This is a genomic window from Opacimonas viscosa, from assembly GCF_024199005.1.
In the GTDB taxonomy this organism is placed as follows: domain Bacteria; phylum Pseudomonadota; class Gammaproteobacteria; order Enterobacterales; family Alteromonadaceae; genus Opacimonas; species Opacimonas viscosa.
The window spans coordinates 17,599-43,111 of sequence record NZ_JANATA010000012.1 but is presented as its reverse complement, the minus strand read 5'-3'; the positions used below and the strand labels follow the sequence as shown (position 1 = coordinate 43,111).

General features: G+C 41.8%; 21 protein-coding genes and 1 other RNA gene. 8 read left to right on the top strand and 14 right to left on the bottom strand.

The window, feature by feature from the left end; translation table 11 throughout:
- Positions 1-40: 40 nt before the first annotated feature.
- Positions 41-1,222: a formate-dependent phosphoribosylglycinamide formyltransferase gene (purT, locus tag NLF92_RS07910; protein WP_254100573.1), complete on the bottom strand. Its 1,182-nt coding sequence runs from the start codon at positions 1,220-1,222 to the stop codon at positions 41-43.
- 332 nt (positions 1,223-1,554) lie between these two features.
- Positions 1,555-2,451 carry a histone deacetylase family protein gene (locus NLF92_RS07905; protein WP_254100570.1) on the bottom strand — a complete coding sequence of 299 codons (897 nt, stop codon included), beginning with the start codon at positions 2,449-2,451 and terminating at the stop codon, positions 1,555-1,557.
- A gap of 315 nt (positions 2,452-2,766) precedes the next feature.
- Between NLF92_RS07905 and NLF92_RS07900 the strand changes: the two genes are divergently transcribed.
- The 3 genes from NLF92_RS07900 (at position 2,767) to NLF92_RS07890 (ending at position 7,523) form a co-directional block, all read left to right on the top strand.
- Entirely contained in the window at positions 2,767-3,150 is a 384-nt protein-coding gene (locus tag NLF92_RS07900; protein WP_254100567.1) for a DUF3718 domain-containing protein, read from the top strand.
- A gap of 169 nt (positions 3,151-3,319) precedes the next feature.
- Complete coding sequence (locus tag NLF92_RS07895; RefSeq protein WP_254100564.1) at positions 3,320-4,447, top strand: exonuclease SbcCD subunit D; 1,128 nt, start codon at positions 3,320-3,322, stop codon at positions 4,445-4,447.
- A 13-nt stretch (positions 4,448-4,460) separates the two neighbouring features.
- Positions 4,461-7,523: an AAA family ATPase gene (locus tag NLF92_RS07890; RefSeq protein ID WP_254100561.1), complete on the top strand. Its 3,063-nt coding sequence runs from the start codon at positions 4,461-4,463 to the stop codon at positions 7,521-7,523.
- A gap of 161 nt (positions 7,524-7,684) precedes the next feature.
- On the opposite strand, the gene gcvP is transcribed toward NLF92_RS07890, so the two are convergent.
- The 3 genes from gcvP to gcvT all read right to left on the bottom strand — a co-directional run bounded on the left by gcvP (position 7,685) and on the right by gcvT (position 12,186).
- Complete coding sequence (gcvP, locus tag NLF92_RS07885; RefSeq protein ID WP_254100559.1) at positions 7,685-10,588, bottom strand: aminomethyl-transferring glycine dehydrogenase; 2,904 nt, start codon at positions 10,586-10,588, stop codon at positions 7,685-7,687.
- 79 nt (positions 10,589-10,667) lie between these two features.
- Positions 10,668-11,057 carry a glycine cleavage system protein GcvH gene (gcvH, locus tag NLF92_RS07880; RefSeq protein WP_254100556.1) on the bottom strand — a complete coding sequence of 130 codons (390 nt, stop codon included), beginning with the start codon at positions 11,055-11,057 and terminating at the stop codon, positions 10,668-10,670.
- Positions 11,058-11,106: 49 nt separating this feature from the next.
- A complete protein-coding gene (gene gcvT / locus NLF92_RS07875) occupies positions 11,107-12,186 on the bottom strand; it encodes a glycine cleavage system aminomethyltransferase GcvT (protein WP_254100553.1) in 1,080 nt (359 codons plus the stop codon).
- A gap of 214 nt (positions 12,187-12,400) precedes the next feature.
- On the opposite strand from gcvT, the gene NLF92_RS07870 reads away from it, so the two are divergent.
- Complete coding sequence (locus NLF92_RS07870; RefSeq protein WP_254100550.1) at positions 12,401-13,249, top strand: LysR substrate-binding domain-containing protein; 849 nt, start codon at positions 12,401-12,403, stop codon at positions 13,247-13,249.
- A 92-nt stretch (positions 13,250-13,341) separates the two neighbouring features.
- On the opposite strand, the gene NLF92_RS07865 is transcribed toward NLF92_RS07870, so the two are convergent.
- From NLF92_RS07865 to NLF92_RS07855, 3 genes are all read right to left on the bottom strand, one after another.
- Positions 13,342-14,319, bottom strand: coding sequence for a M48 family metallopeptidase (locus NLF92_RS07865; RefSeq protein WP_254100547.1), 978 nt, complete (start codon positions 14,317-14,319; stop codon positions 13,342-13,344).
- A 3-nt stretch (positions 14,320-14,322) separates the two neighbouring features.
- Positions 14,323-15,357 carry a YjgN family protein gene (locus NLF92_RS07860; RefSeq protein ID WP_254100544.1) on the bottom strand — a complete coding sequence of 345 codons (1,035 nt, stop codon included), beginning with the start codon at positions 15,355-15,357 and terminating at the stop codon, positions 14,323-14,325.
- Between the two features lie 110 nt (positions 15,358-15,467).
- Positions 15,468-15,857 carry a tellurite resistance TerB family protein gene (locus tag NLF92_RS07855; RefSeq protein ID WP_254100542.1) on the bottom strand — a complete coding sequence of 130 codons (390 nt, stop codon included), beginning with the start codon at positions 15,855-15,857 and terminating at the stop codon, positions 15,468-15,470.
- A gap of 402 nt (positions 15,858-16,259) precedes the next feature.
- Between NLF92_RS07855 and NLF92_RS07850 the strand changes: the two genes are divergently transcribed.
- Entirely contained in the window at positions 16,260-16,892 is a 633-nt protein-coding gene (locus NLF92_RS07850; protein WP_254100539.1) for a gamma-glutamylcyclotransferase family protein, read from the top strand.
- A 34-nt stretch (positions 16,893-16,926) separates the two neighbouring features.
- Here NLF92_RS07850 and NLF92_RS07845 read toward each other — a convergent pair whose 3' ends face one another.
- The 4 genes from NLF92_RS07845 to rnpB form a co-directional block, all read right to left on the bottom strand.
- Positions 16,927-17,952 (bottom strand): tetratricopeptide repeat protein, encoded by a 1,026-nt coding sequence (locus NLF92_RS07845; RefSeq protein ID WP_254100536.1) that lies wholly within the window; start codon positions 17,950-17,952, stop codon positions 16,927-16,929.
- 56 nt (positions 17,953-18,008) lie between these two features.
- Positions 18,009-18,500, bottom strand: a complete 492-nt coding sequence (locus tag NLF92_RS07840) for a hypothetical protein (protein WP_254100534.1) — start codon at positions 18,498-18,500, stop codon at positions 18,009-18,011.
- Between the two features lie 147 nt (positions 18,501-18,647).
- The gene (locus NLF92_RS07835; RefSeq protein ID WP_254100532.1) at positions 18,648-20,165 is read right to left on the bottom strand and encodes a coniferyl aldehyde dehydrogenase; all 1,518 of its coding nucleotides are present in this window, start codon (positions 20,163-20,165) and stop codon (positions 18,648-18,650) included.
- A gap of 218 nt (positions 20,166-20,383) precedes the next feature.
- Positions 20,384-20,743: RNase P RNA component class A (gene rnpB, locus NLF92_RS07830), an RNA gene on the bottom strand.
- A 174-nt stretch (positions 20,744-20,917) separates the two neighbouring features.
- Between rnpB and NLF92_RS07825 the strand changes: the two genes are divergently transcribed.
- On the top strand, positions 20,918-21,283 hold the full coding sequence (locus NLF92_RS07825) for a VOC family protein (protein WP_254100530.1): 366 nt from the start codon (positions 20,918-20,920) through the stop codon (positions 21,281-21,283).
- Positions 21,284-21,364: 81 nt separating this feature from the next.
- Here the strand turns inward: NLF92_RS07825 and NLF92_RS07820 are convergent, their stop codons facing one another.
- On the bottom strand, positions 21,365-22,087 hold the full coding sequence (locus tag NLF92_RS07820) for a YebC/PmpR family DNA-binding transcriptional regulator (protein WP_254100528.1): 723 nt from the start codon (positions 22,085-22,087) through the stop codon (positions 21,365-21,367).
- A gap of 100 nt (positions 22,088-22,187) precedes the next feature.
- Positions 22,188-23,285, bottom strand: coding sequence for a cell division protein ZapE (zapE, locus tag NLF92_RS07815; protein ID WP_254100685.1), 1,098 nt, complete (start codon positions 23,283-23,285; stop codon positions 22,188-22,190).
- A 155-nt stretch (positions 23,286-23,440) separates the two neighbouring features.
- Here zapE and NLF92_RS07810 point away from each other — a divergent pair, with 155 nt between their 5' ends.
- Together NLF92_RS07810 and NLF92_RS07805 are read left to right on the top strand one after the other, a co-directional pair.
- Complete coding sequence (locus tag NLF92_RS07810) at positions 23,441-23,872, top strand: ZapG family protein (protein WP_254100526.1); 432 nt, start codon at positions 23,441-23,443, stop codon at positions 23,870-23,872.
- 76 nt (positions 23,873-23,948) lie between these two features.
- The gene (locus NLF92_RS07805; RefSeq protein ID WP_254100683.1) at positions 23,949-25,325 is read left to right on the top strand and encodes a DegQ family serine endoprotease; all 1,377 of its coding nucleotides are present in this window, start codon (positions 23,949-23,951) and stop codon (positions 25,323-25,325) included.
- Positions 25,326-25,513 lie beyond the last annotated feature (188 nt).

Sequence of the window (25,513 nt, the reverse complement as noted above, 5' to 3'; positions counted from 1 at the left end):
AGGTAATTATAAAAACCTTTCATTACCGTGCAGTGAAAGGCTAAAACTTTTTGGTAATCGCTTTTTTCATCTTGTTACCTTTAGCCAGTGCCTCATCTATAGTTTCACCTCGGGCTAGCATTACCCCCATACGGCGAGTACCATTCACCTCAGGCTTACCAAATAAACGCAGGTCAGTGCCAGGCTGAGCTAAAGTCTCCGCAAGATTACCATAACTCATTTGTTTGGATTGACCAAAGGCCACTAACGCAACAGATGCTGATGGACCATAAAAATCGATGTTGGGAATAGGTAAGCCCAAAAATGCCCGTGCATGCAGTGCAAACTCAGATAAATTTTGTGAAATCATGGTGACCATACCGGTATCATGCGGTCGAGGAGACACCTCACTAAAGATGACCTTGTCACCTTTTATGAATAGCTCCACACCAAATAACCCCCACCCACCTAATGCAGTGGTAACCTGCTCGGCAATCTCTTTAGATTTTGCCAACGCTTTAGGTGACATCTGTTGTGGCTGCCAAGATTCTTGGTAATCCCCCTCTAACTGGGTATGCCCAATTGGTTCGCAAAAAGACACCCCATTGGCATGCTGGATAGTCAACAGCGTAATTTCATAATCAAAATCGACAAAACTTTCTACGATGACTCGACCAGCACCTGCTCGACCACCGGCCTGAGCATATTCCCAAGCCTCTTTTATGTCTTGAGTTGTTTTGATCAGGGATTGTCCTTTGCCTGATGAACTCATGATGGGTTTGACAAGACAAGGAAGCCCTAAAGTATCAATCGCTGCAGTAAACTCAGAAAAGTCATCGGCAAATACAAACTTTGAAGTTTCTATCCCTAGTTCCTCAGCAACGAGCAGTCTGATACCTTCGCGATTCATTGTGAGATGAGCTGCATTAGCTGATGGAACTACATTAAAACCCTCTTTTTCGAGCGCCAACAAAGCACGAGTGGCAATGGCTTCAACTTCTGGCACTATGTAGTCTGGTTTTTCGGTTTGTACGACATGCAGCAATTTTGCTTCATCTAACATAGAAAAGGTATAACTGCGGTCAGCGACTTGCATAGCAGGTGCGTGGTCATAACTATCACAAGCAATGACTTCACAACCAAGTCGCTTTAATTCAATGACTACTTCTTTACCCAGTTCACCCGCACCACAAAGTAAAACTTTGGTTGCAGAGTCCGTGAATGGAGTACCAATAACTGACATATGGGGTCCTATTTATAGTTATTTTACCGCTAAACATCTCTCTGACTAAACGTCAGAGTGAACACTATTATCCCTAATTCACTAAAAAAATTTACGACAGTTTCATCCTGCAACTGACCAACAGAATTAATATGACACCGATTAAATGAGCTGTAAATAGCTAAGCATCTTTAGTTGAAACATTTTGTAAAATCGCTAGTAAAATTAAATCTTCGTGGACACCACTAAATTAAAAAACATACACTTTAGTTTAATTTAAATAGAATTAATATTCGGCCTCGAAGATACTTTAAGTGGGTAAAAAAAATACCAAAATATATATGTCTCTTACTCTACACCACCCCTGCTGCTTTAAATAATTGTAAATGCACATCGACCAAAGCGGGAATGTCGCGTTGGTAACCTCCTCCGATGACTGCAGCAATAGGGATATCTAAATCTGCTGCCCGGGCAAAAACCATGGTATCTCGAGCTAACACTCCGGGAGTAGTAATATCCAAATGACCTAAATCATCGTTTTGATGAATATCCACCCCCGCATCATAAATAATGGCATCGGGAGTGTGCAAACGACACGCTAAATCTAAAGCCTGTGCCACAGTTTCCAAATAGATCTCGTCAGTAGTCCCTTTGGGTAAAGGAAAGTCCATATCGGATATTTGTTTCCGATGAGGAAAGTTTTTTTCGCCATGCAAAGAGACGGTGATGACATGCGGATTATTTTGTGCCAGTTTGGCGGTTCCATCTCCTTGATGCACATCACAATCGAATATTAAAACGGTCTCTACTGCGTCATTTTGTAGCATGGTCAATGCTGCTAAATACAAATCATTGACCATACAAAAACCCGAACCAAAATCGGCAAACGCATGATGATAACCACCAGTAAGATTTAATGCTTTACCATGTTCCAAAGCTAATTGGGCGGTCAAAACGGTACCAGCTGCTGCGGTCAAAGTACGCTCGACAAGTTGCTCGGACCATGGAAAACCAATGCGCCGCATAGCCTTTGGATCTAGACCACCACTGACAAGTTCTTTTATGTATTGGGGCTGATAAACTTGTTGCAGACGTTTGGGCGATAACGGCTCAGGAGTATGGAAATGGGTTTTGGACACCCCTTGCTGAATCAATGCATCATATATGCCCTGATATTTTTCAATCGGAAAACGATGCCTTTCTGGAAGATCTAACTGAGAATAAATAGGGTGAAAAACCAGAGGGATCATAATGTGCACTGTCACTTTTATAGATACATACCGTCCTTTAGATGGTAACAGATCAACTCACACAAGAAAAAATCTTGTTTTTTTATGATGTCTAAGTGTAATTAAGCGTCTCATTGTATGAGCATATGTAAGTGTATGGACATATTTAGCTTGTTTACTTAATTGGTTAATTTAAACAAAAACAAGCATATAAAAAAATAAAGGACGATGGAGATAGGTTTTTTTGTTACATCCAGTGATATTTCGTTTACAACAAAATCTCAAATACACGCCATGATAAAAGAGCATATCGCAAACAACCAAGGAAATTCGACCATGCTTAAAACTACACACTTTATCAAAGCCGCCGCTACTGTTCTTGCAATGACAGCAGCTTCATCTGCATTTGCTCAAACCACTTACCTCGCTGGAGATGATAGTAAAGCGAGTCAACTCTGTGTTGCTGTTGCAACGGGCAACAAACACCAAGTTCGCAATCAAGTATCAGGATTTAAACCGACAACCATGATTAGACAAAACTATCGCATGGTCGTTAACAATGTGACCTGTAATGGTCAAGACCTCGTCAACTTTGCTTTAAATACTGGTAACTACCCTATTGCTGAAAAGTTATCAAAATATCGTCAGGGTAATGTCCAAATTAAAGATATCGCCAAGCAGCAAAAAATGAACGGCACGGTCATCACAACGGCTAGTTAACCGATGCTGTCAATAATACCAGTGGCAAGTGTGTAGTCTGCCACTGATATTCGATTTTCAATGCTTAATTGCCGATTTATTTCTACTCATAATCCTCTATAATCAATCCTATACCCTGCTCAAATTTTCTCTTTTTTGCAACTACGCACATATAAAAAGGACGCACACAGTGAAATTCATTCACACATCGGACTGGCACATTGGTCGCCAATTTCACAATGTTTCTCTCCTCGAAGACCAACGTCATGTTCTTCAGCAAGTGGTAGCATATATCAAAGCTGAGGAAGTGGATGCTTTGGTGATTGCAGGAGATATCTATGACCGCGCAGTGCCACCGGCCAGTGCAGTAGAATTGCTAGATGAGATAATGCAAACGGTGTGTATTGACTTAGGCGTTCCCATAATACTGATTCCGGGTAATCATGACAGTGCGGAAAGAGTCGGCTTTGCTGCCAAACTAATGAAAGCATCTGGTTTGCATATCATGGGCAATTTGTCCGATATTTATGAGCCTGTGGTGCTAGATGCAAAAGGTTGTAGTGTTGCTTTTTATGGGATCCCTTACTGTGAGCCACTGCAGGTAAAAGATAACTTTAACCAAGACGTAAAAAGTTATGATGCTGCGCATACGTTTTTGGTCAATGAAATCAAAGATGTCATGTCGGATAAGCACGTCAATGTCCTCCTCAGCCATTGTTTTATCGACGGTGCCAGTGAATCTGATTCTGAACGTCCCTTACAAATAGGTGGCGCAGATAGAGTCAGTTATGAGCCCTGTTTAGATTTTGCATATGTCGCTTTAGGACATTTACACAGCCCCCAATACAAGGGAGCTGAACACATCCGTTATTCTGGTTCACTCATGAAATATAGCTTTTCAGAGCAGCACCAGAAAAAAGGAGTTACACTTGTCGAAGTTAACCAATCAGGATTAGTGGCTCAAACCCATTTACCACTTCGCCCTCTGCGCGATATGCGTATCTTGGAAGGTGAATTAGACACCCTACTAACACAAGGACAGGTTGACCCTCACTATGAAGATTATTTGTTGGTGAGATTGACGGATAAGCATGCCATATTAGACCCGATGAGCAAGCTACGCGACGTCTATCCGAATGTTTTGCACCTGGAAAAACCAGGCATGCTTGATACCAAAGCGACCGAACTCCAGCGAGCCAGTCTGAAACACAGTGAGTTTGATATGTTTCAAGACTTTTACACGCAAATTGCAGGAGAAAACATGTCAGACGAACAAAAAAAGTTAGTCTCAGGACTCATTGACCGACTTACCCAATAAAGGCGTTTTTCTTATGAAACCCACTAAATTAATCATCCAAGCTTTCGGTCCTTTTGCTGGCACAGAGGAAGTAGACTTATCCGTTTTAGGGGATAATCCTTTATTTTTAATCAATGGCCCCACCGGGGCGGGTAAGAGCTCCATCCTTGATGCAATTTGTTTTGCTTTATACGGTCAAACGACGGGTGCTGAACGTTCTGGTACACAGATGCGCTGTGACTTTGCGGATGTCCAAACGCTCACACAAGTAACACTAGAGTTTATTTTGGGTGACAAACATTACCGCATTACCCGTAAACCCATGCAGGAACGCCCCAAAAGTAAAGGTGGGGGATTTACCGTGCAGAACTCTGAAGCGGCAATATGGGAAATAGATGGTAGTGACAATGATCGTCTGATGGTCTCTTCGAGTGTCAAAGAAGCAGATGTAGCAATCAAAACACTCATAGGATTAGATGTTGAACAATTCCGCCAGGTCATGGTCCTACCCCAAGGCAAATTTAGAGAGTTGTTATTAGCTGACTCCAAGGACCGTGAGAAAATATTCAGCCAACTGTTCCAAACTTCTATTTACAAGAAAATCGAAGACGCATTAAAAGAGCAAGCAGCAGGAATTAAAAAAGCCGTAGATGAACACAACATCAAAATCAAAGGGCTACTAGAGGGAGCAAATCTTCTTACAGAGGCAGAAATTGAAACCTCATTAAATCAGCTGACCCCCAAATTAGCAGAGGCTGTTAGAGCCAAAAACACGGCCGAATTTCGGGTCAAGGAATACGATAAAAACTTGCATGATGCTAACCAGCTTTTACTAAAGTTTGCGGACATGGATGCTAAAATTATCGCTTTACAACAGCATGAGATGCAGGCTGCTAACATCACTGATAAAAAATCACAGCTCAAACTCGCCTCGACCGCACAAATCATCCAGCCAAACTTTGTCGCTCTGGATGCTGCGAATCAATCTTTGCACGATATAAAGCAACAATATAACCAAAGTGAACAACGCTTAAATGAAGCGCAGAGCCAAGTAGAGATTGGACTAGCCACCTTAGAACAAGCGCAAAATGCGGCCCAAAATATTCAAGATGACCGTCAAAAACTCACCGAACTGCAGCGCTATGCAAAACTTAGCGATAAGTTAAAAGCGGCACAAAACGTATTAGGACTAGCACTTACCGCCCAAGAAACCAGTCAAGTAGCATTCGATACCAAACAAAACGAGATTGCGACATTAAACGCGGCAATAGCCCAAAAGGATGCTGATCTGAAAGCACTAAATATCACTATTCAGCCTCTCGCGCAGGAGCAAATCAAACTCAATGGCTTAGCACAAGTATTAGCAAAACGTACCCAACTAGACACCGCACAACAAGAATTAAGTTCTTTAGAGCAAGCGACCGCCAACGCCAAAACTCATTTCGATAACGCCAATGCTGAACTCAGTAAACTCAATATTCAGGCCATGCAAACAGAACTGACATGGCATACTAACCAAGCGGTGTTATTGGCAAGTGAGTTAGCAGATGGTGAACCTTGTCCGGTGTGTGGTAGTCTTGAACACCCCCACCTTGCCAGTCAGAATAATGCGCTAGATGTCGTCACCAAAGAAGAGGTGGATGTAGCTAGAGAACAAGTAGTGCAAGCAGCAGCTGCCAGAGACATAGCCAAAGCGACTTATGATGAGGCATTATCAAATGAAACAGTCCAAGGTCGACAGATCAAAGCCTTACAAGAGGAACTTGGCGAAGCTGCATGGCTGTCACTGGCAGTAGTAACTGAACAGTTCAACCAGCAAAATACAAAGGTCAAAGGCTTGGTCAGCCTGCAACAGCAAATAGTAGACATAACGAAAGCGCTGACAGAAGAACAATCACAACTAAGTACAATAGAAGAAATCTGTTCTACTCTTCAAGCACAAGCCGCGAGGGATAAAGAACAATGTCTACTAGCCCAATCCAAAGTGACGCATTTAGAAGAGCAAACACCCCTAGAATATCGAGACGCTGAGCTACTATCCTCAAACATCACGACATTGACTCAGCAAATCGAGAACTTAGACACCGCGTTAACCACCGCTAGAGACCAAGAAAAGCAGTTACAAACCGAGTTAGCTACTGCCCAAGGCACTCATCAGTCCGTGGCTAAGCAGTTAGATGATATCACCAAAAACCAAAAAACAGCCCAAGCAAAGTGGCAAGCGGCGCTTAGTGCTAGTGTGTTTGACGATGAAGAGAGTTTTTCCCAAGCTTTACTAAGTCATGATGAACAAGAACAATTACAAGAGGAGATTGCGACGTATACTGCAACACTCGCTGAGTTGAATGGTGCCAAAACACAACTTGCTAGCGAGTTAGCAGATAAGGAAAAGCCCGAACTTAGTGATATCCAAAACGCACTTGAGCAAGCAACCGCCGAATTATCTGAGCAAGAAGCGCATTGGCGAGAACTCGACCAACGGAACAACCAACTGCTCGAACTGCAGAAAAAATTAGCAGAGGCTCATACCAAAAATGCGGCATTGGATGAACAATACAAAGTCATCGGCACCCTCTCTGAGGTGGCGAATGGTCAAACCGGTGACAAAGTCAGTTTACAGCGGTTTGTCCTGAGCGTGTTACTCGATGATGTGTTGATCCAGGCATCACAGCGTCTCATGCATATGAGTTCAGGACGTTACCAATTAATACGTAAAGAAGAACGGGCCAAAGGTAACAAAGCGTCAGGATTAGAGTTAGAGGTCAATGATACCCATAGTGGCAAATCCAGACCGGTTGCTACGCTATCTGGCGGAGAATCATTTATGGCTTCATTATCACTAGCGCTGGGCTTATCAGATGTCGTCCAAGCTTATTCAGGTGGCATCAAGCTCGACACGTTGTTCATTGATGAGGGCTTTGGTAGTTTAGACACAGAATCACTGGACTTGGCTGTGCGCACACTGATTGATATCCAAAATGACGGTCGCATGATCGGGATCATCTCACACGTCTCAGAGCTAAAAAGCCAAATGGGACATCGCATTGATATTACATCAAGCACAATGGGAAGTAAGATAAGAGTAATAGCGGCATAATGGACAATGTAGGTTTTGTAAGTAGAGCTCATTAAGAATAGATGCTTTTATCCTTCCTCATGTAGCATGTCCATTTTACCCACTAAAAAGGCGAACCATCCTGATTCGCCTTTTTCATATCTAAGTAGTTATAATCTTAATAACAGATCGCCAACAATCACCTACTCGTCGCGATAGCTATCCAAATCAGGACAACTACAAACCAAGTTTCTATCTCCGTAAACATCATCAATACGATTCACTGTCGGCCAGAATTTATTGCGTTTCACCGCTTCCACAGGATACGCAGCTAGCTCCCGCGAATAACTACGGTTCCATTCGCTATCGATAATATCGTCCAAAGTATGCGGCGCATTATGCAGTGGATTATCAATGCTATCCCACTCACCTGATTCGACTTTAGCGATTTCTTGACGAATACACACCATCGCTTCGATGAAACGGTCAATCTCAACTTTTGCCTCTGACTCCGTCGGTTCGATCATCAACGTACCTGCCACCGGGAAAGACATGGTTGGCGCGTGGAAACCATAGTCATTCAGACGCTTCGCCACATCCATTTCAGTCACACCTGATGCTTCTTTTAATGGACGCAAATCGATAATACATTCGTGCGCTACTCGGTCATTGTTCCCTTTATATAAAATCGGATAATGCCCTTCTAGCTCTTTAGCAATGTAGTTAGCCGATAAAATCGCTACTTCTGTTGCACGACGTAAGCCCGCAGAACCCATCATCTTAATATACATATAAGAAATCGGGAGAATGGATGCGCTGCCCCATGGCGCAGCAGAAACTGCACTGTTAGTACCTAAATCATCATTGGTACCTGCTGCTTCTAATGGCACTAAAGAGTGACTTGATAAGAACGGGGCTAAGTGTGCTTTCACACCAATCGGTCCCATACCTGGACCACCACCACCGTGCGGGATACAGAACGTTTTGTGTAAGTTCAAATGTGATACATCAGAGCCAATCAAACCTGGTGACGTAATGCCGACCTGAGCGTTCATGTTGGCGCCATCCATATACACCTGACCGCCGTGCTCATGCACAATGTTACAGATTTCTCTCACCGTTTCTTCATACACACCGTGCGTGGATGGATACGTGATCATGGCACATGATAAGTTTGCTGAGTGCTCTTCTGCTTTGTTACGTAAATCGACCAAATCGACATTGCCGTCTGCGTCACAGTTTACGACCACTACTTTTAGGCTCACCATTTGTGCCGATGCTGGGTTAGTACCATGCGCAGATTGTGGGATCAAACAGATATTACGGTGATCATCACCACGACTCGCATGGTAACGCTTAATCGCTAATAAACCGGCATATTCACCTTGAGCACCTGAGTTAGGTTGCATCGACAAAGCATCATAGCCCGTAATATCAATCAGCCAATCAGATAACTCGTCAATCATCTCCTTGTAACCTTGTGCTTGCTCCACAGGTGCAAATGGATGTAATTGACCAAACTCAGGCCATGTTACGGGGATCATCTCTGCTGTCGCATTGAGCTTCATCGTACATGAACCCAACGAAATCATAGAGTGATTCAACGCCAAGTCTTTATCTTCTAGAGACTTGATATAACGCAACATTTCAGTTTCAGAATGATAAGAGTTAAACACTTCGTGAGTTAAGAATTCTGATTCTCGCTGCAACTCAGCTGGAATGCTTGATGTGCCTTGTACCTGCGCATCTAACTCTGCGATGTCTAAACCGTGCTCGGCACCGATAAACGCTGTAAATAAATCAGCAACATCAGTTCGTGTGGTGGTCTCATCAAAACTCACTCCCACTAAACCGTTTTGGTCGATACGCAAGTTCATATCCATCGCTTGAGCAGCGGCAACAACCGCATTTTTATCATTAGGCGCCACGGTAATTGTATCAAAGAACGTGTCATTCACGACTTTGATACCTTTAGCCGTTAAACCGGCTGCAAAAATTTGGGTTAGACGATGAATACGAGAAGCAATTTGCTGTAAACCGATTGGACCATGGTAAACCGCGTAGAAAGAAGCCATATTGGCAAGTAACACTTGCGCAGTACAAATATTAGAGTTCGCTTTATCACGACGGATATGCTGTTCACGCGTTTGTAAAGCCATACGCAAAGCTGGACGACCACGAGTATCTTTAGACACCCCAATAATACGGCCTGGTAAAGAACGTTTGTAACTATCACGAGTAGCAAAGAATGCAGCGTGTGGACCACCGTACCCCATTGGCACACCAAAACGCTGAGCGGAACCAAAGACCACATCAGCACCTAATTCACCCGGTGACTTGATGAGAGTCAAACCCAGCAAATCGGTAGCAACGGCCACCACAGCTTTGTTGGCTTGTAGTGCGGCAATTATTTCTTCTATATTATGCAGCTCACCTTGCGTCCCAGGATATTGTAACAATGCACCAAACACATCATATTCAGCAGCATTTACAACAGGCCCCGTAAGCAACTCGAAACCAAACATCTCTGCGCGTGTTTTGATGACATCAAGTGTTTGCGGATGGACATTATCAGCGACATAAAATGCGTTACATTTTTTGTTTTTAGAAACACGCTTGGCCAAAGCCATCGCTTCTGCGGCTGCAGTGGCTTCGTCCAATAATGAAGCCGATGCTAGCTCCATCCCGGTTAAATCAATCGTTGTTTGTTGGAAGTTTAAAATCGCTTCTAAGCGACCTTGAGCAATCTCTGGTTGATACGGCGTATAAGCAGTATACCAACCTGGATTTTCTAAGACATTACGCAAAATTACATGCGGAGTATGTGTATCATAATACCCCATACCAATAAATGAACGCTTAACTTGGTTCTTCGCAGCGACCGCTTTTAATTCAGCTAAAGCATCCACTTCTGATTGTGCTTCTCCCACGTTTAACCCTTCTGAAAGGATACTCGCTGGGACCGTTTGTTGGATTAGGTCATCTAAAGAATCTGCACCCACAGTGTCAAGCATAGCTTGGATTTCTGGACGGCCAGGACCGATATGACGACGAATAAAATCGCTTTGTTGCTCTAAATCAGCAAGAGGTTTTTGCAATAATGGCATAGTTAAGCACTTATTTTGAAAATTAAACTTACAACGCCCTCACCCACCGGCATGTGAGTGAGGTAACGAACATGAAGACCTATTCGTCTTCAATGTTTTGCGCATATCCTTCTGCGTCTAACAATCCTTCGACTTCGCTAATGTCTTCCGCTTTTACTTTAAACATCCAGCCATCACCATAAGGGTCTGAGTTCACCAACTCTGGGGCATCCTCTAAGTCTTCGTTCACAGCAATCACTTCACCAGTAATCGGAGCATATACATCAGATGCGGCTTTTACAGATTCAGCGACAGCAGCATCATCGCCGGCAGCAACGTCATCACCAACATCAGGCAAGTCAACAAATACCATATCGCCTAACAAGTCTTGTGCGTGCTCAGTGATACCAACAGTGAAAATACCATCACCTTCAGGACGAACCCATTCGTGTGAGGTGGCGTAACGTAAATCAGCAGGGATATTACTCATATTCATTCCTAACAATGTTGTTTAATTAAATAATTTTGAAAATGTTTTGTTATAAAACGCTTTTGCCGTTGCGTACAAAACTGGGCTTAACCACTTTAACTGTAACCCACTTTTTGCGCATTTCAACTTCTGCGTAATCTGTCACGGTATTGGATACCCGAGCCATTGCAATACTATGACCCAACGTTGGTGAAAAAGTACCGGATGTAATCACACCTGTACCCCCTTCAACTTTGACATTTTGGCCATGTCGCAAGACACCTTTTTCGGTCATCACGAGGCCTACTAACTTTTCAGATCCTTCTGCTTGTATTTGTTCTAACGCTCCACGACCAACAAAATCACGGTCTTTAGGTTCCCAAGAAATTGTCCAGCCCATATTCGCAGCCAGTGGCGAAATAGTTTCATCCATATCTTGGCCATATAAATTCATTCCAGCTTCTAAACGCAAAGTGTCACGAGCCCCTAAACCACAAGGCGCAACACCTGCCTGAAGCAAAGCATCCCAAAATTCCGCAGCTCGCGTATTTGGCACCATAATTTCATAACCGGCCTCGCCAGTATAACCTGTAGTAGCGATGAATAAATCTTCGGCCTGCACACCATAGAAAGGCTTCATTCCAGCCACTGCTTCTTGTTGTGCTTCTGAGAATAATGACGCCGCTTTGGCTTTTGCATTAGGACCTTGTACTGCGATCATCGCAAACTCATCACGTTCCGTGATAGCTACAGTGAAACCAGCCGCTTGCTTGTTTAACCAATTTAAATCTTTTTCTTTTGTCGCAGAGTTCACGACCAAACGATAGTTTGTCGGTTCAAAGAAATAGACGATTAAATCATCAACAACACCACCCGCTTCGTTCAACATACCTGAATAAAGGGCTTTGCCTTTGTCTTGTAGCTTGTCTACATCATTCGCCAACAAATATTGTAAATAGGCTTTAGCATCGTCACCTACCACATCAACAATGGTCATATGTGACACATCAAACATGCCAGCATCACGACGTACCGCATGGTGTTCTTCAATCTGGGAGCCATAGTTGATCGGCATTTCCCAACCAAAAAAATCAACCATTTTGGCACCAGCTTCGATGTGTTTAGGATGTAAAACTGTTTTATTTGTCATGCTGTATCTCTGTATTTTTGATGGTCAAATATTACAAAAGCCCCTCATTTAGAACAAATTAAAAAGATAAATACATAGATAAGAATTTTAAATGTATATATAATTTGATATAAATATTATAAATAACTGAAATGCTCTAAGTCACACTTATGAATAATGTTCAGCACAGTGCGAAATAGATACTTTATGTTATGGATGATGGGCGTGAGGAATTATGAAACAACTTTCTTTAGATACATTGCGTACGTTTGTAACGGTAGTTGAACTTGGCGGTTATGCCAAGGCCGGTGATGTACTTGGTCGTTCGCAGCCGGCGATTAGTTTGCAGCTCAAAAAACTGGAGCAACAACTCGATAAAACATTATTCGTCAAAGTCGGACAACGGCATGTGTTGAGTAATGATGGCCAATGGTTAATGGGCTATGCCAAGCAATTATTAGAGATCAACGATGAAGTCTTTCGCGCCGTCCAACAAGATCCCTTAAAAGGCCGTTTGCGTCTTGGGATCCCCAGCGAATTTGCCTCTACATTACTCCCCAGTATTATTGGTGAATTCTCAAAACGTTACCCTGATGTTTCCCTCGATGTGACGTCTTCACTGAGCCAAAATTTGTTAGGCCCACAACACAAAGACGATTTTGATTTGGTCTTGGCATTGGTCGATCCAGCAGTTTCTACGGATGGCGAAATACTGCGCAAAGATGAATTGGTTTGGGTGGGCGATATTAGACAACCCCTGAAAACGGATCCCATATCTTTAGTGCTAGCGCCGAATGGCTGTATGTATCGTTCTCGGGTCATTGATCGTTTAAAACAACAAACCAATATGTGGAAAATTTCTTATACCAATGCCGATCTCTATGGTTTAATTGCAGCTATCCAACAAGGATTAGGTATTACTGCTCTGGCTCGCCAATCTGTGCCAAATTCATTGACGGTACTGCAACACCCAGATCTACCGCACCTTGGTAAAATCAATATTTGCTTGTTCAATTATGATACTCAGCATCCTGAAGTTTCTAAAACCCTCTCCGAATATATTCGTATGCGCTTGCGTGACTAAAAGTACATTTGACAGTAATGAAACTTACTATGAGTATGAAACTTATTATGAATACTAATAATTCAATTAATTAGTACGACGTTATTAATACCTTAATTAAGTGCATCCAAACGTGCTTGCTTTTCTGGATGGGTTGAAAATAAACTTAACCCCTCTTTTTCTGGTGAGTTTGCCAACAATAATGCCAAAGACTCACTAACGGCAGCGGAATCGCGGCCCGCTTTCATCAGCAGATCAACTGCATATTGATCTGATGCCAACTCAAATTTCTGAGAATGTTGAAAAGCATAAAGGTTTACCACGGCTGCTACAAGCTCTTCAGAGAGCCCCTCTTCTGCTCCGAAAATAACCGAAGCCACCGCCAAAGTCCCAGCAACAATCACCACTTTCTGCAAACTGTGACGGTGTTCTACATGCGCTAATTCATGGGCAATGACAGCCTCTACCAAAGCTTCGTCTCGCAACAAGTGTACTAATTCATCAGTGACAACTATCGGCCCACCAGGAAAGGCCAAAGCATTTGCACCGATATCTGGTGCTTGTTTGAAATGCAAAGTCGGTTTGTGCTTCAAGTTACTTACCGCCCATAATTCATCATAAGCACGCTGTAAACGTTTACGTTCGGCAATAGATAACTTCGATGGCAGAAAATGCTGATCATACATGGCTTCATAGGTTTCTTGCCCTAGTGCAATTTCAGCATCGACAGGGACAAAATCTGTTATCACCGGCGCCAGTACTTCAATAGAAAAACGCAGCACGACCACACATAAAATAAAACAAGTCCCCAAGACTAGAGATTTTTTGACCGAAAAAACCTCTAATTGACGGATCCAATTGAGAATTGAAGGCTGATAAGCAGCACAAAAATCAGTTGGCAAGGTCGCATCGCCCATGAATGAGGTGCCATCTTTGAAAAAAACCTGAGAACCTTGGATGGAGGTTACTTCAACACTTAAACTCAATGCCTCATCCGGTAACAACACCAAAGGACTCGCCAAGGTCGACCAAGATAAACGAGCCGTTTTACCTTGTGCGCTTGTACCATCAAAATATTGCCCTTTGATCATATGCTATAGACCCAAATCCACACCATCAAAATCAGCAAACTCTTCACCAAATGCAGACTGTTTTTCTGCTGCCTCAGCAACAAATTCAGCAAAATCAGTACTGGCATGTGTCGCTATATTTTCTGTAATGTAGCGATGTTGTCGAATTTGCGCCCAGGGGATCAATAAACCTATACTAAGGATGATGGCTAAGAAATTTGTGATCAAAATGAAAAGCAGTCGTCCAGGATGAATGGTATTACTAAAACGAATGGCCCCTGGTATAGCGATACCTTTGAACAATAGGGTCATACAAAAAATACGATATACAAAGCCGATGAAAAAGATATACACGTAAAAACCCAGTAAAAATGGAGCAATACTCGCCATAGCATAATTATCACTAAACGCACTTTCAGGACGAGTGAAGCTCAATGTCATCAGTACAGTCGCCAGCACAAATAAGCCCGTCACTGGCAATATCACACTGACACCAAATAGTTTATAAAAATCACTTAGTGATAAATGTGTATCAATACTGTGACCACCATAAGAGATCCGACTCCAGACGTAATTCAGCAAGAATCTTACTGCAACTGGTGCTAATAACCCCAAGGTAATAACCGACAGGAAAGGCATGACGATATAAGCTAAAAATGCTTCCCAATAACTCCCTTCAAAATGAAAACGAACATTGCGATAAGAGGTCACTCGTGCATTAAATTGCAAGGAAAGGTTAATTAGGTACGGGCTTAAAAAAAACAATGCCAAACCGACAAAACCATACAGGACGGGTAAGAATGTGGCGAGTAAATTCAACAGGAGGAATCCGGCCAAGACTAATAGACGCCCTTTTAAGATTTGCAGGCCTGTTGCGTGATAACCAAATCCAGCATCTTCTAGATAGGTGTTATTATAAAAATATTGTTTTCTGCGGACTTTGGCCCAAGCACTATAAATACCCAGTGTAACGATAGTTAACAGAAGGTTGGATAACCAAATACCAAAATACTCAGAGCTTTGCCCTTTAAATTCGAGAGGTTTCGCGAAGATCGACACCAAAGATCCTTGTGACCAGAATAAATATGATTTTAGAATAACACTGAAAGTATCACAAAAACAAACTCGTTAAAGATACTCAGTGTTGTTCTAAAAACGGTAAGACAGAGTTATGCAACGGAGTGTTGAACGGTTAATTCTCGAGCCAAATATTTATGAGTAAGGACAGTTAAAATATCAGTTTCTTGCTCTGAACGTTCGCCATCGATACCAGTGATACCCATAGCCACTTCCACTACTTTTTCAGCGTCAAAGGTGAGATCATCTACCATCTCTTTTACGAATGCTAAGGCTTCGTCGTTGTCCACAGCGACTCTGGCTTGGTGTATAGCATCATTTGTAAAAGCGTCTATAGAAATAGGACTTTGCCAAGTAAGATCTGCTATGACATCTTCGAGGTAGTCTTGTTCTGACAGAGTGATCTTGCCGTCTATTTGGTACAATAAAACGGAGAGTTTAATTAGTGATTCATTGAATCTTTGTAAGGGAGATAACTGCATTCTACTGACCTCGTTCATTTAATAATCCCTATTAAAGCGGAAGTGCATTTCTTGCTGTGTAGATACCACGCAAAGGTTGAGTTTCTTGACGTAATTATTGTTATTTTGTTTTTTCATGTTCTTATGAGCCTCGATTATACAGATAAGTTCAGAGTCTCGTATTATATTTTCTCCCTGTAACAATAAATCGCTGATCTCTAAGCAAAAATACATTAACAATTTTCCAACATTATTAACCAATTTCCATTAAATGAGCGAAAAACAACCATCTATTAGCAATATTTATTGAGTTGTAGTACAAGCGATTCTGTTCAGGGCTGTGCGGTATAAATTTTGGTGACAGATTCTGATTATAAGGTAAACTATATTATTATTATCTTTCACATATCGAATCATTCCAACATGAGTGAGTCACCCAAAGAGACTGAACACACAATTAACGTATTTTCCTACGGCACTCTCCAACTACCTAAGGTGCAACTTGAACTGCTGGGTAGAGAGGTCACGTCATGGCCGGATAGTCTATCGCGTTTCAACATGGGTGAAATTACCATTATGGATGAAACTGTGATTGAAATTTCCACGCAATCTACTCATCAAATCATTAACTTTACAGGGAATGCTAGCGATATTATTGAAGGGGTCGTGTTATCTATTTCACCTGACGAACTCAGTATCCTTGATAAATATGAGACGGATGAATACAAACGTGAAGAACTCACTTTAAATTCAGGCAAAAAAGCGTTTGTTTATGTTGCGGCCAACAATTCTGAAATGCCTGATTATCATTTTGAAATTATTGCCAAAAGCTGGGCAAAAAGAAGGCGCTTTACTCAATTACCGAAGCCAGTTCATGTGCAGATCCCTGACTTTAAGCTAAAAGAAAATTTTTATTGCAACATGATTGTCCAATATGACGATGGCAATGAAAAAGAATATTTTTCGCGCGTTTTGCGCAATCACATTACTGGCCAATGGACCGTTGACGGGATGCATGTTGCGGTTAAGGTCATCTTTCCTGAAGGTAGTCAATAACCGTTCACTCAGAAATGACTTGACCTCAAGCTAACTAGACTCGCTTGAGGGCTTTCTTCGCTTCTTTTTTCAAGCGTTTAATGTCGCTTTTACTCAACTTAGTATAAATCAGTTTTGCCTCTGAGTTCTGACCTAGCCCCTCTAAAATATTTGCTTTACGAAATTTTGCCCATTGAACAAACTCAGCAGAATCGGGCAACGTGGTTTGCTCCAAATAAAACTCAATTGCCTGCAAACCTTGCGCATACTCTCGGTTAGCCAAAATAGTTGTTTTGGCAAACTGGTACTTAGCAGATAATAAAGTGTCTTGGTTCTCTGGGGTCAATGAGATCTTGGCTAAATCTTGAAAGATACTCAGCGCCGCAGTGTAGTCTTTTTGGTTTTGTTTGATCATTGCAGCATTAAAGAGAATATCCACATCTTCTGGATATACTGTTTGACCCTCTTGAATAAGCCTATCTATGCGTGCGCTATCTTCTTGTTTTGTCGCTAATTGTAACTTCGCAATTAACGCTCGCTTAGGGTCCAACGACTCTAAAACTGCCACCTGCTCAAGTGCTTTATCATCATCACCACCGGCAATGGGTAGCGCTTCTATGTAAAAAGTAAATAGACCTATGCGGTATTCTGCGTTTTTTGGCTCTAACGCCACGGCTTTCTCAAAGCTTTCTAGGGACTTTTTTGCATAACTCATCGCAGAAAAAATACTTTGTGAAGCTTGTTGCCCCATGATTAAACCACGTATAAAAAAAGCATTTGCATTATCAGGTTCCAGCTGTACAGCTTTATTAATATAATCTTCAGCGTCATCCAAATCATCTGCCCTTACGAGCAGAGCCAACTGAATATTCGCCTCGGCGTCATGCTCGATGCTCTGTAAAAGTTGCATCGCTTGTTTTGTTTCACCTTTATCAAGATGTTGCTCAACTGCCGTGAAAACGGCTTCGTTTGTGTTTGTATTTGCTGTCACACCTGCCGTAAACAAAAATAATAAACACAATATAGACTTGGCAATAAATCGAATTTTAGATGCAATTTTTGCTTTTAATACTGTAGGCATCAGAGTTCCTTTCTGGAGATAATTAACGTCTTATGAATAATTTATGTATAAACATATCATGGGTTTTGCACCAATGCCAAGTACGTCTTTTGTATGATTTCAGCATCATTACTAGCTCGATGCCGTTTTAATTGTAATTGTTTTTGTACTTGAGATTTTTTACTCGCCCACTGTATTAAGTGTTCTTCTTGTAAAATAAGTTCAATCGCAGAAATTCTAAAATCCATTGTCACATGAGCATGTTCAAATAAACGAATCATCCATGGGTAATCCACAGACCAACCATCACAATACAACGTTTGTTTAGTGAATAGTTTATTCAATTCATGACAAACTTTTTGTCCAGACACCCCTTTTGATAACAGTAAGTCTCGAGAAATACCGTGGATAATTTCAGCAGAACCATCCCAAAAATCCCAATCTGCATAGGGTTTTATCAGCCGGCAATAGCGAGAACCATCTGCCGTCACAATACCGACTTCAATCGGATAAGAACGAGATCCGAAACCACTAGCTTCTATATCTATGATACTTGGCGTAAAAGACATGAACAACTTAACTTTTGAAAGACATACTCTAAAGCTAGACTGCATATTAAAAAGGCGCAAATCTGTATGTTGATTTACGCCTGTTTTGTTGAACTTTTACTAAATGGTTTGTGTATTCAACGTGTCATAACAAAAACAGTAAGACCACTACTTCATTTTTAATTTACTCAATGTCGCGATGACTTTGTTGGCCAAGTTACCATAGGGGGGATATAAAAACTTTAAGCTTGAAATAGGGGCTTGTTTGAAAACAGGACGCAATTTAGAAAACGTCAAGAATCCCTCATAACCATGATAATGCCCCATACCACTAGGACCGATACCACCAAAAGGCAAGTCATGTTGAGCCACATGGAATAAAGCATCATTCACCGACACCCCACCAGACATTATTTTTTCAATATAAAAATCAGCTAATGCGTTATCGCTGGTAAATGGATAAAACGCTAATGGGCGGTCACGTTTTATCACATAATCTACAACATCTTGTTTATCTTGGTAGGGGAACACCAACAATAACGGCCCAAATGTTTCACGAGTGGCTATCATCATGTCATCAGTGATATCCATAATAATGGTGACAGGATACTTTCTCAGTTCTGCATTTGGTTCTTGGTCATTAAGATTAATGACGGTCGCCCCCTTTGCTTTGGCATCTTCTACCGTTGCCACAATGCGATTATAAGATGTCTCATCAATCAAAGAAGTGTAATCCTTGGACGTAATATCAGGCAGGTGTTTCTGAACCCAATTTTTAGCCGCAGTGAGATAATCGGTCATCTGGCTTTCGTGTACAAACAAATAATCGACGTTCGTACAGATCTGCCCAGCATTGTATTGCTTGGCAAACATGATGCGCTCTACAGCTTTTTGTAGGTCGTAATTTGGATCTATCACCGCCGGAGACTTCCCACCTAATTCGAGTGTAACTGGAGTTAAATTTGCCGCAGCGTTAGCCATGACTTTTTTGCCCGTTGCCCCTGAACCTGTAAACATAATATGATCAAAAGGTACACTTGAGAATTGTTGCCCCACTTGCCCTGTTTCATCGAAGAACTGTAGCTTTTCCGGTGCAAAATACTGCGGAGTCAACTCGATTAATAACTGACATAAGTTACGTGAGTTTTCTGACATTTTAACCATCGCTCTGTTACCTGCAGCAAATGCTGATGACAAACCTGCAAATGTCAGATTAATTGGGAAATTCCAAGGAATAATAAACCCAACTACACCAATGGGCTGAGGAATGACTTTGTTTTTTGCTCCCGCAAACATCGTCCAGTCAACACTGCGCTTTTGCACCTTTGCCCACTTTGCTACTTTTTTGCTTGATGCCGTAATGTCGTCAACCGCTACGAAAAATTCAGCTAACATGGTTTCGTGATAAGAACGATTGCCGTAGTCCTGATTAATTGCCGCAACAATAGCGTCAACATTGTCGGTTAATAGTTTTTTTAAATTAGCAAGATGAGCTCTTCGTTCCGCCACTGTTTCATAAGGATGTTGATCAAAACTATTTCTTTGAAGAGTAAAATGCTCATGCAAATGTGCATAGATAGATTCAGGACTACTAGGGTCGTAAGGCAACTGGTCATTGACCGGAGTGTCTACATGGACTGTATCAGTAGCAGACTCGGTTGACGTTGTGACATCATTTTCTAACATGTTCTTATCCTTTTCAAAAGCAACTTTTATGTTTTATGACTCTGTAAACGGAGCTTAAGTTTTATTGTTCTTGTATATAAATAGGGCAGTACAATTCCATTATATAAACATTTTATTTACATTTAAAATATATATTTATATACGTTTACCAGAGGTAGCACTGAGTGAGTTTTGACTGAAAACATGCATCGTGGGACGGGTCCCAAAGAGGGAAAAGAAGTGGAAGTTGGCCGATAAGCCGGGTTCTGTCGTGGACAATCATTCGTCTAGGCCTGCAATCACTCACAGGCTCAAGCAACCTACCCGTTCCCGATGCGGGTCACACCAAGGGAACCTATTTGGTCTTGCTCCGGGTGGAGTTTACCTTGCCGTTTTTGTTACCAAAAACGCGGTGCGCTCTTACCGCACCCTTTCACCCTTACCAGCCGAAACTGGCGGTCTCCTCTCTGCTGCACTGGTCGTCAGTATAAATACTGCCCAGGCGTTACCTGGCACCCTACCCTATGGAGCCCGGACTTTCCTCCCCCGCAACAAGCACACAAAGCGCATATTGCGGCAGCGATTGTCTAGCCAACTTCCATTTATAATTGTACGTTGTTCCTAATAGCTAAGCTAGGTAATTCGCTAATTATCATCGTTTGCCCAACAATTTGACAAAAATCAGACTCATTTTTTTTACCCAGCATGACGCCTTGTTGTTTTTGTGATCATTTGCTTTACTTAAATCGTGTTTACATTTTAAGGAAAAAAAGATGAATGTCGTAGGCTGGTTTGAAATATATTGCTCAGATTTAGAGCGCGCTGGAAAATTTTACAGCACTGTCTTAGATGTCCAATTAACAGATAATCAAATGGAAGACTTTTCTATGAAAATGTTTCCAGAAGATATGCAGAGTTATGGTTCGGCTGGGGCGTTGGCATACGAAGCGAATATGGCACCTGGAGCTAATTCTACAGTTGTCTATTTCAATTGTGAGGATTGTGCTGTCGAAGCCAGTCGAATAGTTGCCGCTGGCGGTAGTGTTTTACGAGAAAAAATGAGTATTGGCGAACATGGATTTATCGTCATGGGGCAAGATACTGAAGGAAATATGTTTGGACTGCATTCTATGCAATAAACAAAAAGTGGGCTTGCCAAATTAAAAAGGATAGCGCATTGCTATCCTTTTTAATGATTGAATCGAGCTATTCAGATCGGTTTATTCAGGTAAGATGGCGTTGTGATACACATTTTGTACATCGTCGCAATCGTTTAACATATCCATGAATTTTTCGAACATTGGCATATCATCTGCTGTTAATTCAACATCTGTTTGAGGTACAAAAGTTATTTCCTCCACCTCTATCGTCAGCTCTGGAAAAGCGTTTTGCAGCGCTGTTTTGACTTTAAAAAATTCAGTATGTGGGGCAAACACAGTAATTTTACCATCGGCTTCTTCCACATCAGTTACATCCACATCCGCTTCCATAAGCGCTTCAAGGATGACATCTTCGTCATCACCTGCAAAACCAAAGACCGCAGCATGGTCAAACATATGTGCAACGGCACCTGGCGCACCGATTTTTGCGTTTGTTTTGGTGAAACAGTTACGTACATCTGTGATCGTGCGGTTGTTGTTATCCGTTAAACAATCCACAATCACCATGCAGTTACCCGGACCAAAACCTTCATAACGCGCTGGAACGAAATCTTCGCCAGCACCTCCGGCGGCTTTGTCGATCGCTTTGTCGATGACATGGCCTGGTACTTGGTCTTTCTTGGCCTTTTCAATGAGACGCTTTAGAGATAAGTTAGCGTCTGGATCGGTGCCGCCATTTTTAGCAACAACATAAATTTCTTTTCCGTATTTTGAATACACTTTGGTTTTTTGTCCGGCTGTTTTCGCCATTGCGTTTTTGCGGACTTCAAATGCTCTTCCCATGGGATACTCTTTTGTTCTTAATATTAGTTTTATTATAACCAGAAAATGCACAACTCTCTATGGCAAATGTAGATTTGCGAGGCACTACCGTATATTTACCTTAAGGAAGGTGTTGTGATGCTAGATAATCATGTGACTGCATTTCTTGTAAACGTGACAAACAACGTCTAAATTCAAAATTTAATCGTCCATCCGTATATAACTCTTCTAAAGGCACTTGCGCTGAAATAATCAATTTTACATTGCGCTCGTAAAACTCATCGACCATAGCAATAAAGCGCCGCGCAATATCATCAACAGCTAAGCCCATTTGCTCTACATCTGCTAACAACACCGTATGATAGATACGACTTAACTCCATATAATCGGTTTGCGAACGAGGACCATCACACAAAGCTCTAAAACTCACCATCAAAACCCCATCGGCATCGCGTAAAGCAGGTATCATTCGACCTTCAATCTCTATTGCTTTACCTATCGAACCTTCATCTGGCGCTAATTTGACAAAGTATTCATCCAGGTTTTGCTGGGCTTTGTCATCCAATGGGTAATGAAATATTTCTGCTTGCTCGAGTGTACGCAGACGATAATCAACACCGCTATCGACATTGACTATACGTGTATTTTGATTAATTAACTCGATAGCAGGTAAGAAGCGTGCTCGCTGTAAACCGTTGTGATAAAGGTTATCGGGAATAATGTTAGATGTCGCCACTAATACAATACCATGGGCAAACAAGGCTTCCATCAAGGTCCCTAAGATCATAGCATCGGTAATATCGGATACGAAAAACTCGTCAAAACAAATGACTTTGGCTTCCTCAGCTAGTCGAGCCGCCACGATTTGCAGAGGATCAGATTGACCATCCAACGTTTTTAACTCACTGTGCACACGATGCATGAAACGGTGAAAGTGAATACGCATTTTCCGTTCAAAAGGCAAGCATTCAAAAAAAGTATCTACTAAATATGTTTTACCGCGCCCCACTCCTCCCCAAAAATAAATACCTTGAATAGTAGGTTTGGTCATTCCCTTACCAAACTTAGCTTTTATCTTTACTCGCCAGGTCAGTTTCTTTGGTGGCTGTGTAAGTTCCTCATATAAACGCTGTAACTCTTTAACGGCGTTCTCTTGTGCTGGATCATGTGAGAAATCGTCGCGCAAAAGATCTTGCTGATATTTTGCCCATGGTGTTATTAGAGATTCTGTCACAAAGTTCACTTGAAAAAATTAATCATCATACCGATATAATATAATGAATCTGTAAAAGATGAAAATCCGACTCACGTAGCAAAGACTTTGCATGAAAACTTTGTTATCCTAAAAACTGTCATACATAGGGTCAACACAACATGCAAGAAATCATCATCTATAGTGGTCTACTTCTGATTGGTTTAGTAATTGGATTAGTTATAGCAAAGGCATCTTTTAGTCAAACTGTATCGAATCAACCAGATGATAGTGTAGCGGCTGAGCACAAAAAAGTGTTACTGACTCAAATGCAAACGCAAATGGAACAAGCGAAGCAAACACTTTCTTCGCTAGAGTCTCAATGCTCTGCTTTACGCGAACAAGTTACTGAGTGTGAATATATACTTGCAGCATATGACAAATCGGACGAAGCTGATGATAAAAAAATCACGTTCTTTGGTGAACATGCCTCTCCGTATTTACGTATGAAGAAAAATGAAAAGCGCGAAACGACGAGTGCTGAGCACCAACCGAAAGATTTTTCAAATAGTAGCTCTGGTCTGTTTAATGGCAGTGAAATAAAAGAAAAATAGTTCGGAACTTAATACGCCAGCACTAGGTCTTTTAGTAAATTGTTGAATTTATTAATAAATAGGAGTGTTGTTTTTGATGAAATCCTTCCTCAAAAAAGTTGCCATTGTTGGCGTTATTTCCAGTTCCATCATTTTTACCCAAAGTTCAGCGCTAGCGAACATGGGGCTACCTTTTTTATCGTCTTCTGACACCACCCCCTCTCTAGCTCCCATGCTAGAGGAAACCATGCCCGCAGTGGTTAGTATTTCTGTTGAAGGCAAAACAACGGCACGTCAAGAAATTCCAGAAATGTTTCGTCCTTTCTTTGGTGGACAAGGTCGACAACCCCAAGAACGTCCCTTCCGCAGTCTCGGTTCCGGCGTAATTGTTGATGCTAAAAAAGGCTACATTGTGACTAATGCTCATGTGGTAGACAATGCAGACAAAATTTTGGTGACCTTGACGGATGGGCGTGAGTTTTCTGCATCCAAAATTGGGACTGATAACGAAAGTGACATTGCATTATTAGAAATCGAGCCTGAAAATCTCACCCAAATTGAGCTCGCGGATTCTGACAAATTGCGTGTCGGTGATTTTGTTATCGCTATTGGTAATCCTTTTGGCTTATCACAAACCGTGACCTCTGGCATTGTATCTGCTCTTGGCAGAACTGGAGTAAACGTGGGTGGTTATGAGAACTTTATTCAAACCGATGCGGCAATAAACCGAGGTAATTCAGGCGGTGCATTAATTAACCTCAAAGGTGAATTAGTCGGTATTAATGCGGCTATCTTTGCCCCAGGCGCAAATGCCGGCAACGTAGGTATCGGCTTTGCTATTCCCAGTAATATGATGAACAACCTTATCAACCAAATGATTGAATTTGGTGAAGTCCGTCGTGGTCTACTGGGTGTCGTTGGTAATGATGTAGACGCCGGTCTCGCTGAAGCATTTAATTCAGATGTAAATAAGGGCGCTTTTGTCGCAGAAGTGTCAGAAGACTCCGCAGCAGAAAAAGCAGGCATTAAAGCAGGTGATATCATTACGAAAGTTAACGGTAGAACCATCTCTAGCTTTGCCGAACTGCGTGCAAAAATTGCGAGTATGGGTGCAGGTGCATCCGTTAACTTGGGATTAATTCGCCAAGGTGATGTGTTAGACGTTGATGTAGTGTTAGGTGATGCAGGCTTCCAAGAAGTTACCGCAGCCGAAATTCATCCAGCATTTGCTGGAGCAACCTTTGAAAACGGGACTGATTTAGCTGGTAATAGAGGTATCACAGTCAGTGAGATTGAAGCACGTAGTCCTGCGGTCAGTATAGGTTTAAAGAAAAATGACGTCATCATTGGTGTGAATCGTCAACGCGTGAACAATATCAAAGAATTAACTGACATGCTCAAAGACAAAGAAGACGATGTCATTGCTTTGAATGTCAAACGCGGGAACGCTTCACTGTATATTGTTATCCGATAAGTCTATACATCACTGATGTTGGATTTAGATTCCAGTTACTCAATGATGAGTGAGCAGGAATATAAATAACAGGAAAACAAAATAATCCGTAAAAGCCGTAGTATAACCTTGGTAAGCTACGGCTTTTTTGTTGCATGTTTGAACAACGACAATGTGACAAACATTCGGCTTTAATTGAGTTCATGATA

What these genes read in the sequence shown, in the direction of transcription:
- purT (WP_254100573.1), bottom strand. Translation starts at nt 1,222, where the DNA reads ATGTCAGTTATTGGTACTCCATTCACGGACTCTGCAACCAAAGTTTTA.
- NLF92_RS07905 (WP_254100570.1), bottom strand. Translation starts at nt 2,451, where the DNA reads ATGATCCCTCTGGTTTTTCACCCTATTTATTCTCAGTTAGATCTTCCA.
- NLF92_RS07900 (WP_254100567.1), top strand. Translation starts at nt 2,767, where the DNA reads ATGCTTAAAACTACACACTTTATCAAAGCCGCCGCTACTGTTCTTGCA.
- NLF92_RS07890 (WP_254100561.1), top strand. Translation starts at nt 4,461, where the DNA reads ATGAAACCCACTAAATTAATCATCCAAGCTTTCGGTCCTTTTGCTGGC.
- gcvP (WP_254100559.1), bottom strand. Translation starts at nt 10,588, where the DNA reads ATGCCATTATTGCAAAAACCTCTTGCTGATTTAGAGCAACAAAGCGAT.
- gcvH (WP_254100556.1), bottom strand. Translation starts at nt 11,057, where the DNA reads ATGAGTAATATCCCTGCTGATTTACGTTACGCCACCTCACACGAATGG.
- gcvT (WP_254100553.1), bottom strand. Translation starts at nt 12,186, where the DNA reads ATGACAAATAAAACAGTTTTACATCCTAAACACATCGAAGCTGGTGCC.
- NLF92_RS07870 (WP_254100550.1), top strand. Translation starts at nt 12,401, where the DNA reads ATGAAACAACTTTCTTTAGATACATTGCGTACGTTTGTAACGGTAGTT.
- NLF92_RS07865 (WP_254100547.1), bottom strand. Translation starts at nt 14,319, where the DNA reads ATGATCAAAGGGCAATATTTTGATGGTACAAGCGCACAAGGTAAAACG.
- NLF92_RS07855 (WP_254100542.1), bottom strand. Translation starts at nt 15,857, where the DNA reads ATGCAGTTATCTCCCTTACAAAGATTCAATGAATCACTAATTAAACTC.
- NLF92_RS07850 (WP_254100539.1), top strand. Translation starts at nt 16,260, where the DNA reads ATGAGTGAGTCACCCAAAGAGACTGAACACACAATTAACGTATTTTCC.
- NLF92_RS07845 (WP_254100536.1), bottom strand. Translation starts at nt 17,952, where the DNA reads ATGCCTACAGTATTAAAAGCAAAAATTGCATCTAAAATTCGATTTATT.
- NLF92_RS07840 (WP_254100534.1), bottom strand. Translation starts at nt 18,500, where the DNA reads ATGTCTTTTACGCCAAGTATCATAGATATAGAAGCTAGTGGTTTCGGA.
- NLF92_RS07835 (WP_254100532.1), bottom strand. Translation starts at nt 20,165, where the DNA reads ATGTTAGAAAATGATGTCACAACGTCAACCGAGTCTGCTACTGATACA.
- NLF92_RS07825 (WP_254100530.1), top strand. Translation starts at nt 20,918, where the DNA reads ATGAATGTCGTAGGCTGGTTTGAAATATATTGCTCAGATTTAGAGCGC.
- NLF92_RS07820 (WP_254100528.1), bottom strand. Translation starts at nt 22,087, where the DNA reads ATGGGAAGAGCATTTGAAGTCCGCAAAAACGCAATGGCGAAAACAGCC.
- NLF92_RS07810 (WP_254100526.1), top strand. Translation starts at nt 23,441, where the DNA reads ATGCAAGAAATCATCATCTATAGTGGTCTACTTCTGATTGGTTTAGTA.
- NLF92_RS07805 (WP_254100683.1), top strand. Translation starts at nt 23,949, where the DNA reads ATGAAATCCTTCCTCAAAAAAGTTGCCATTGTTGGCGTTATTTCCAGT.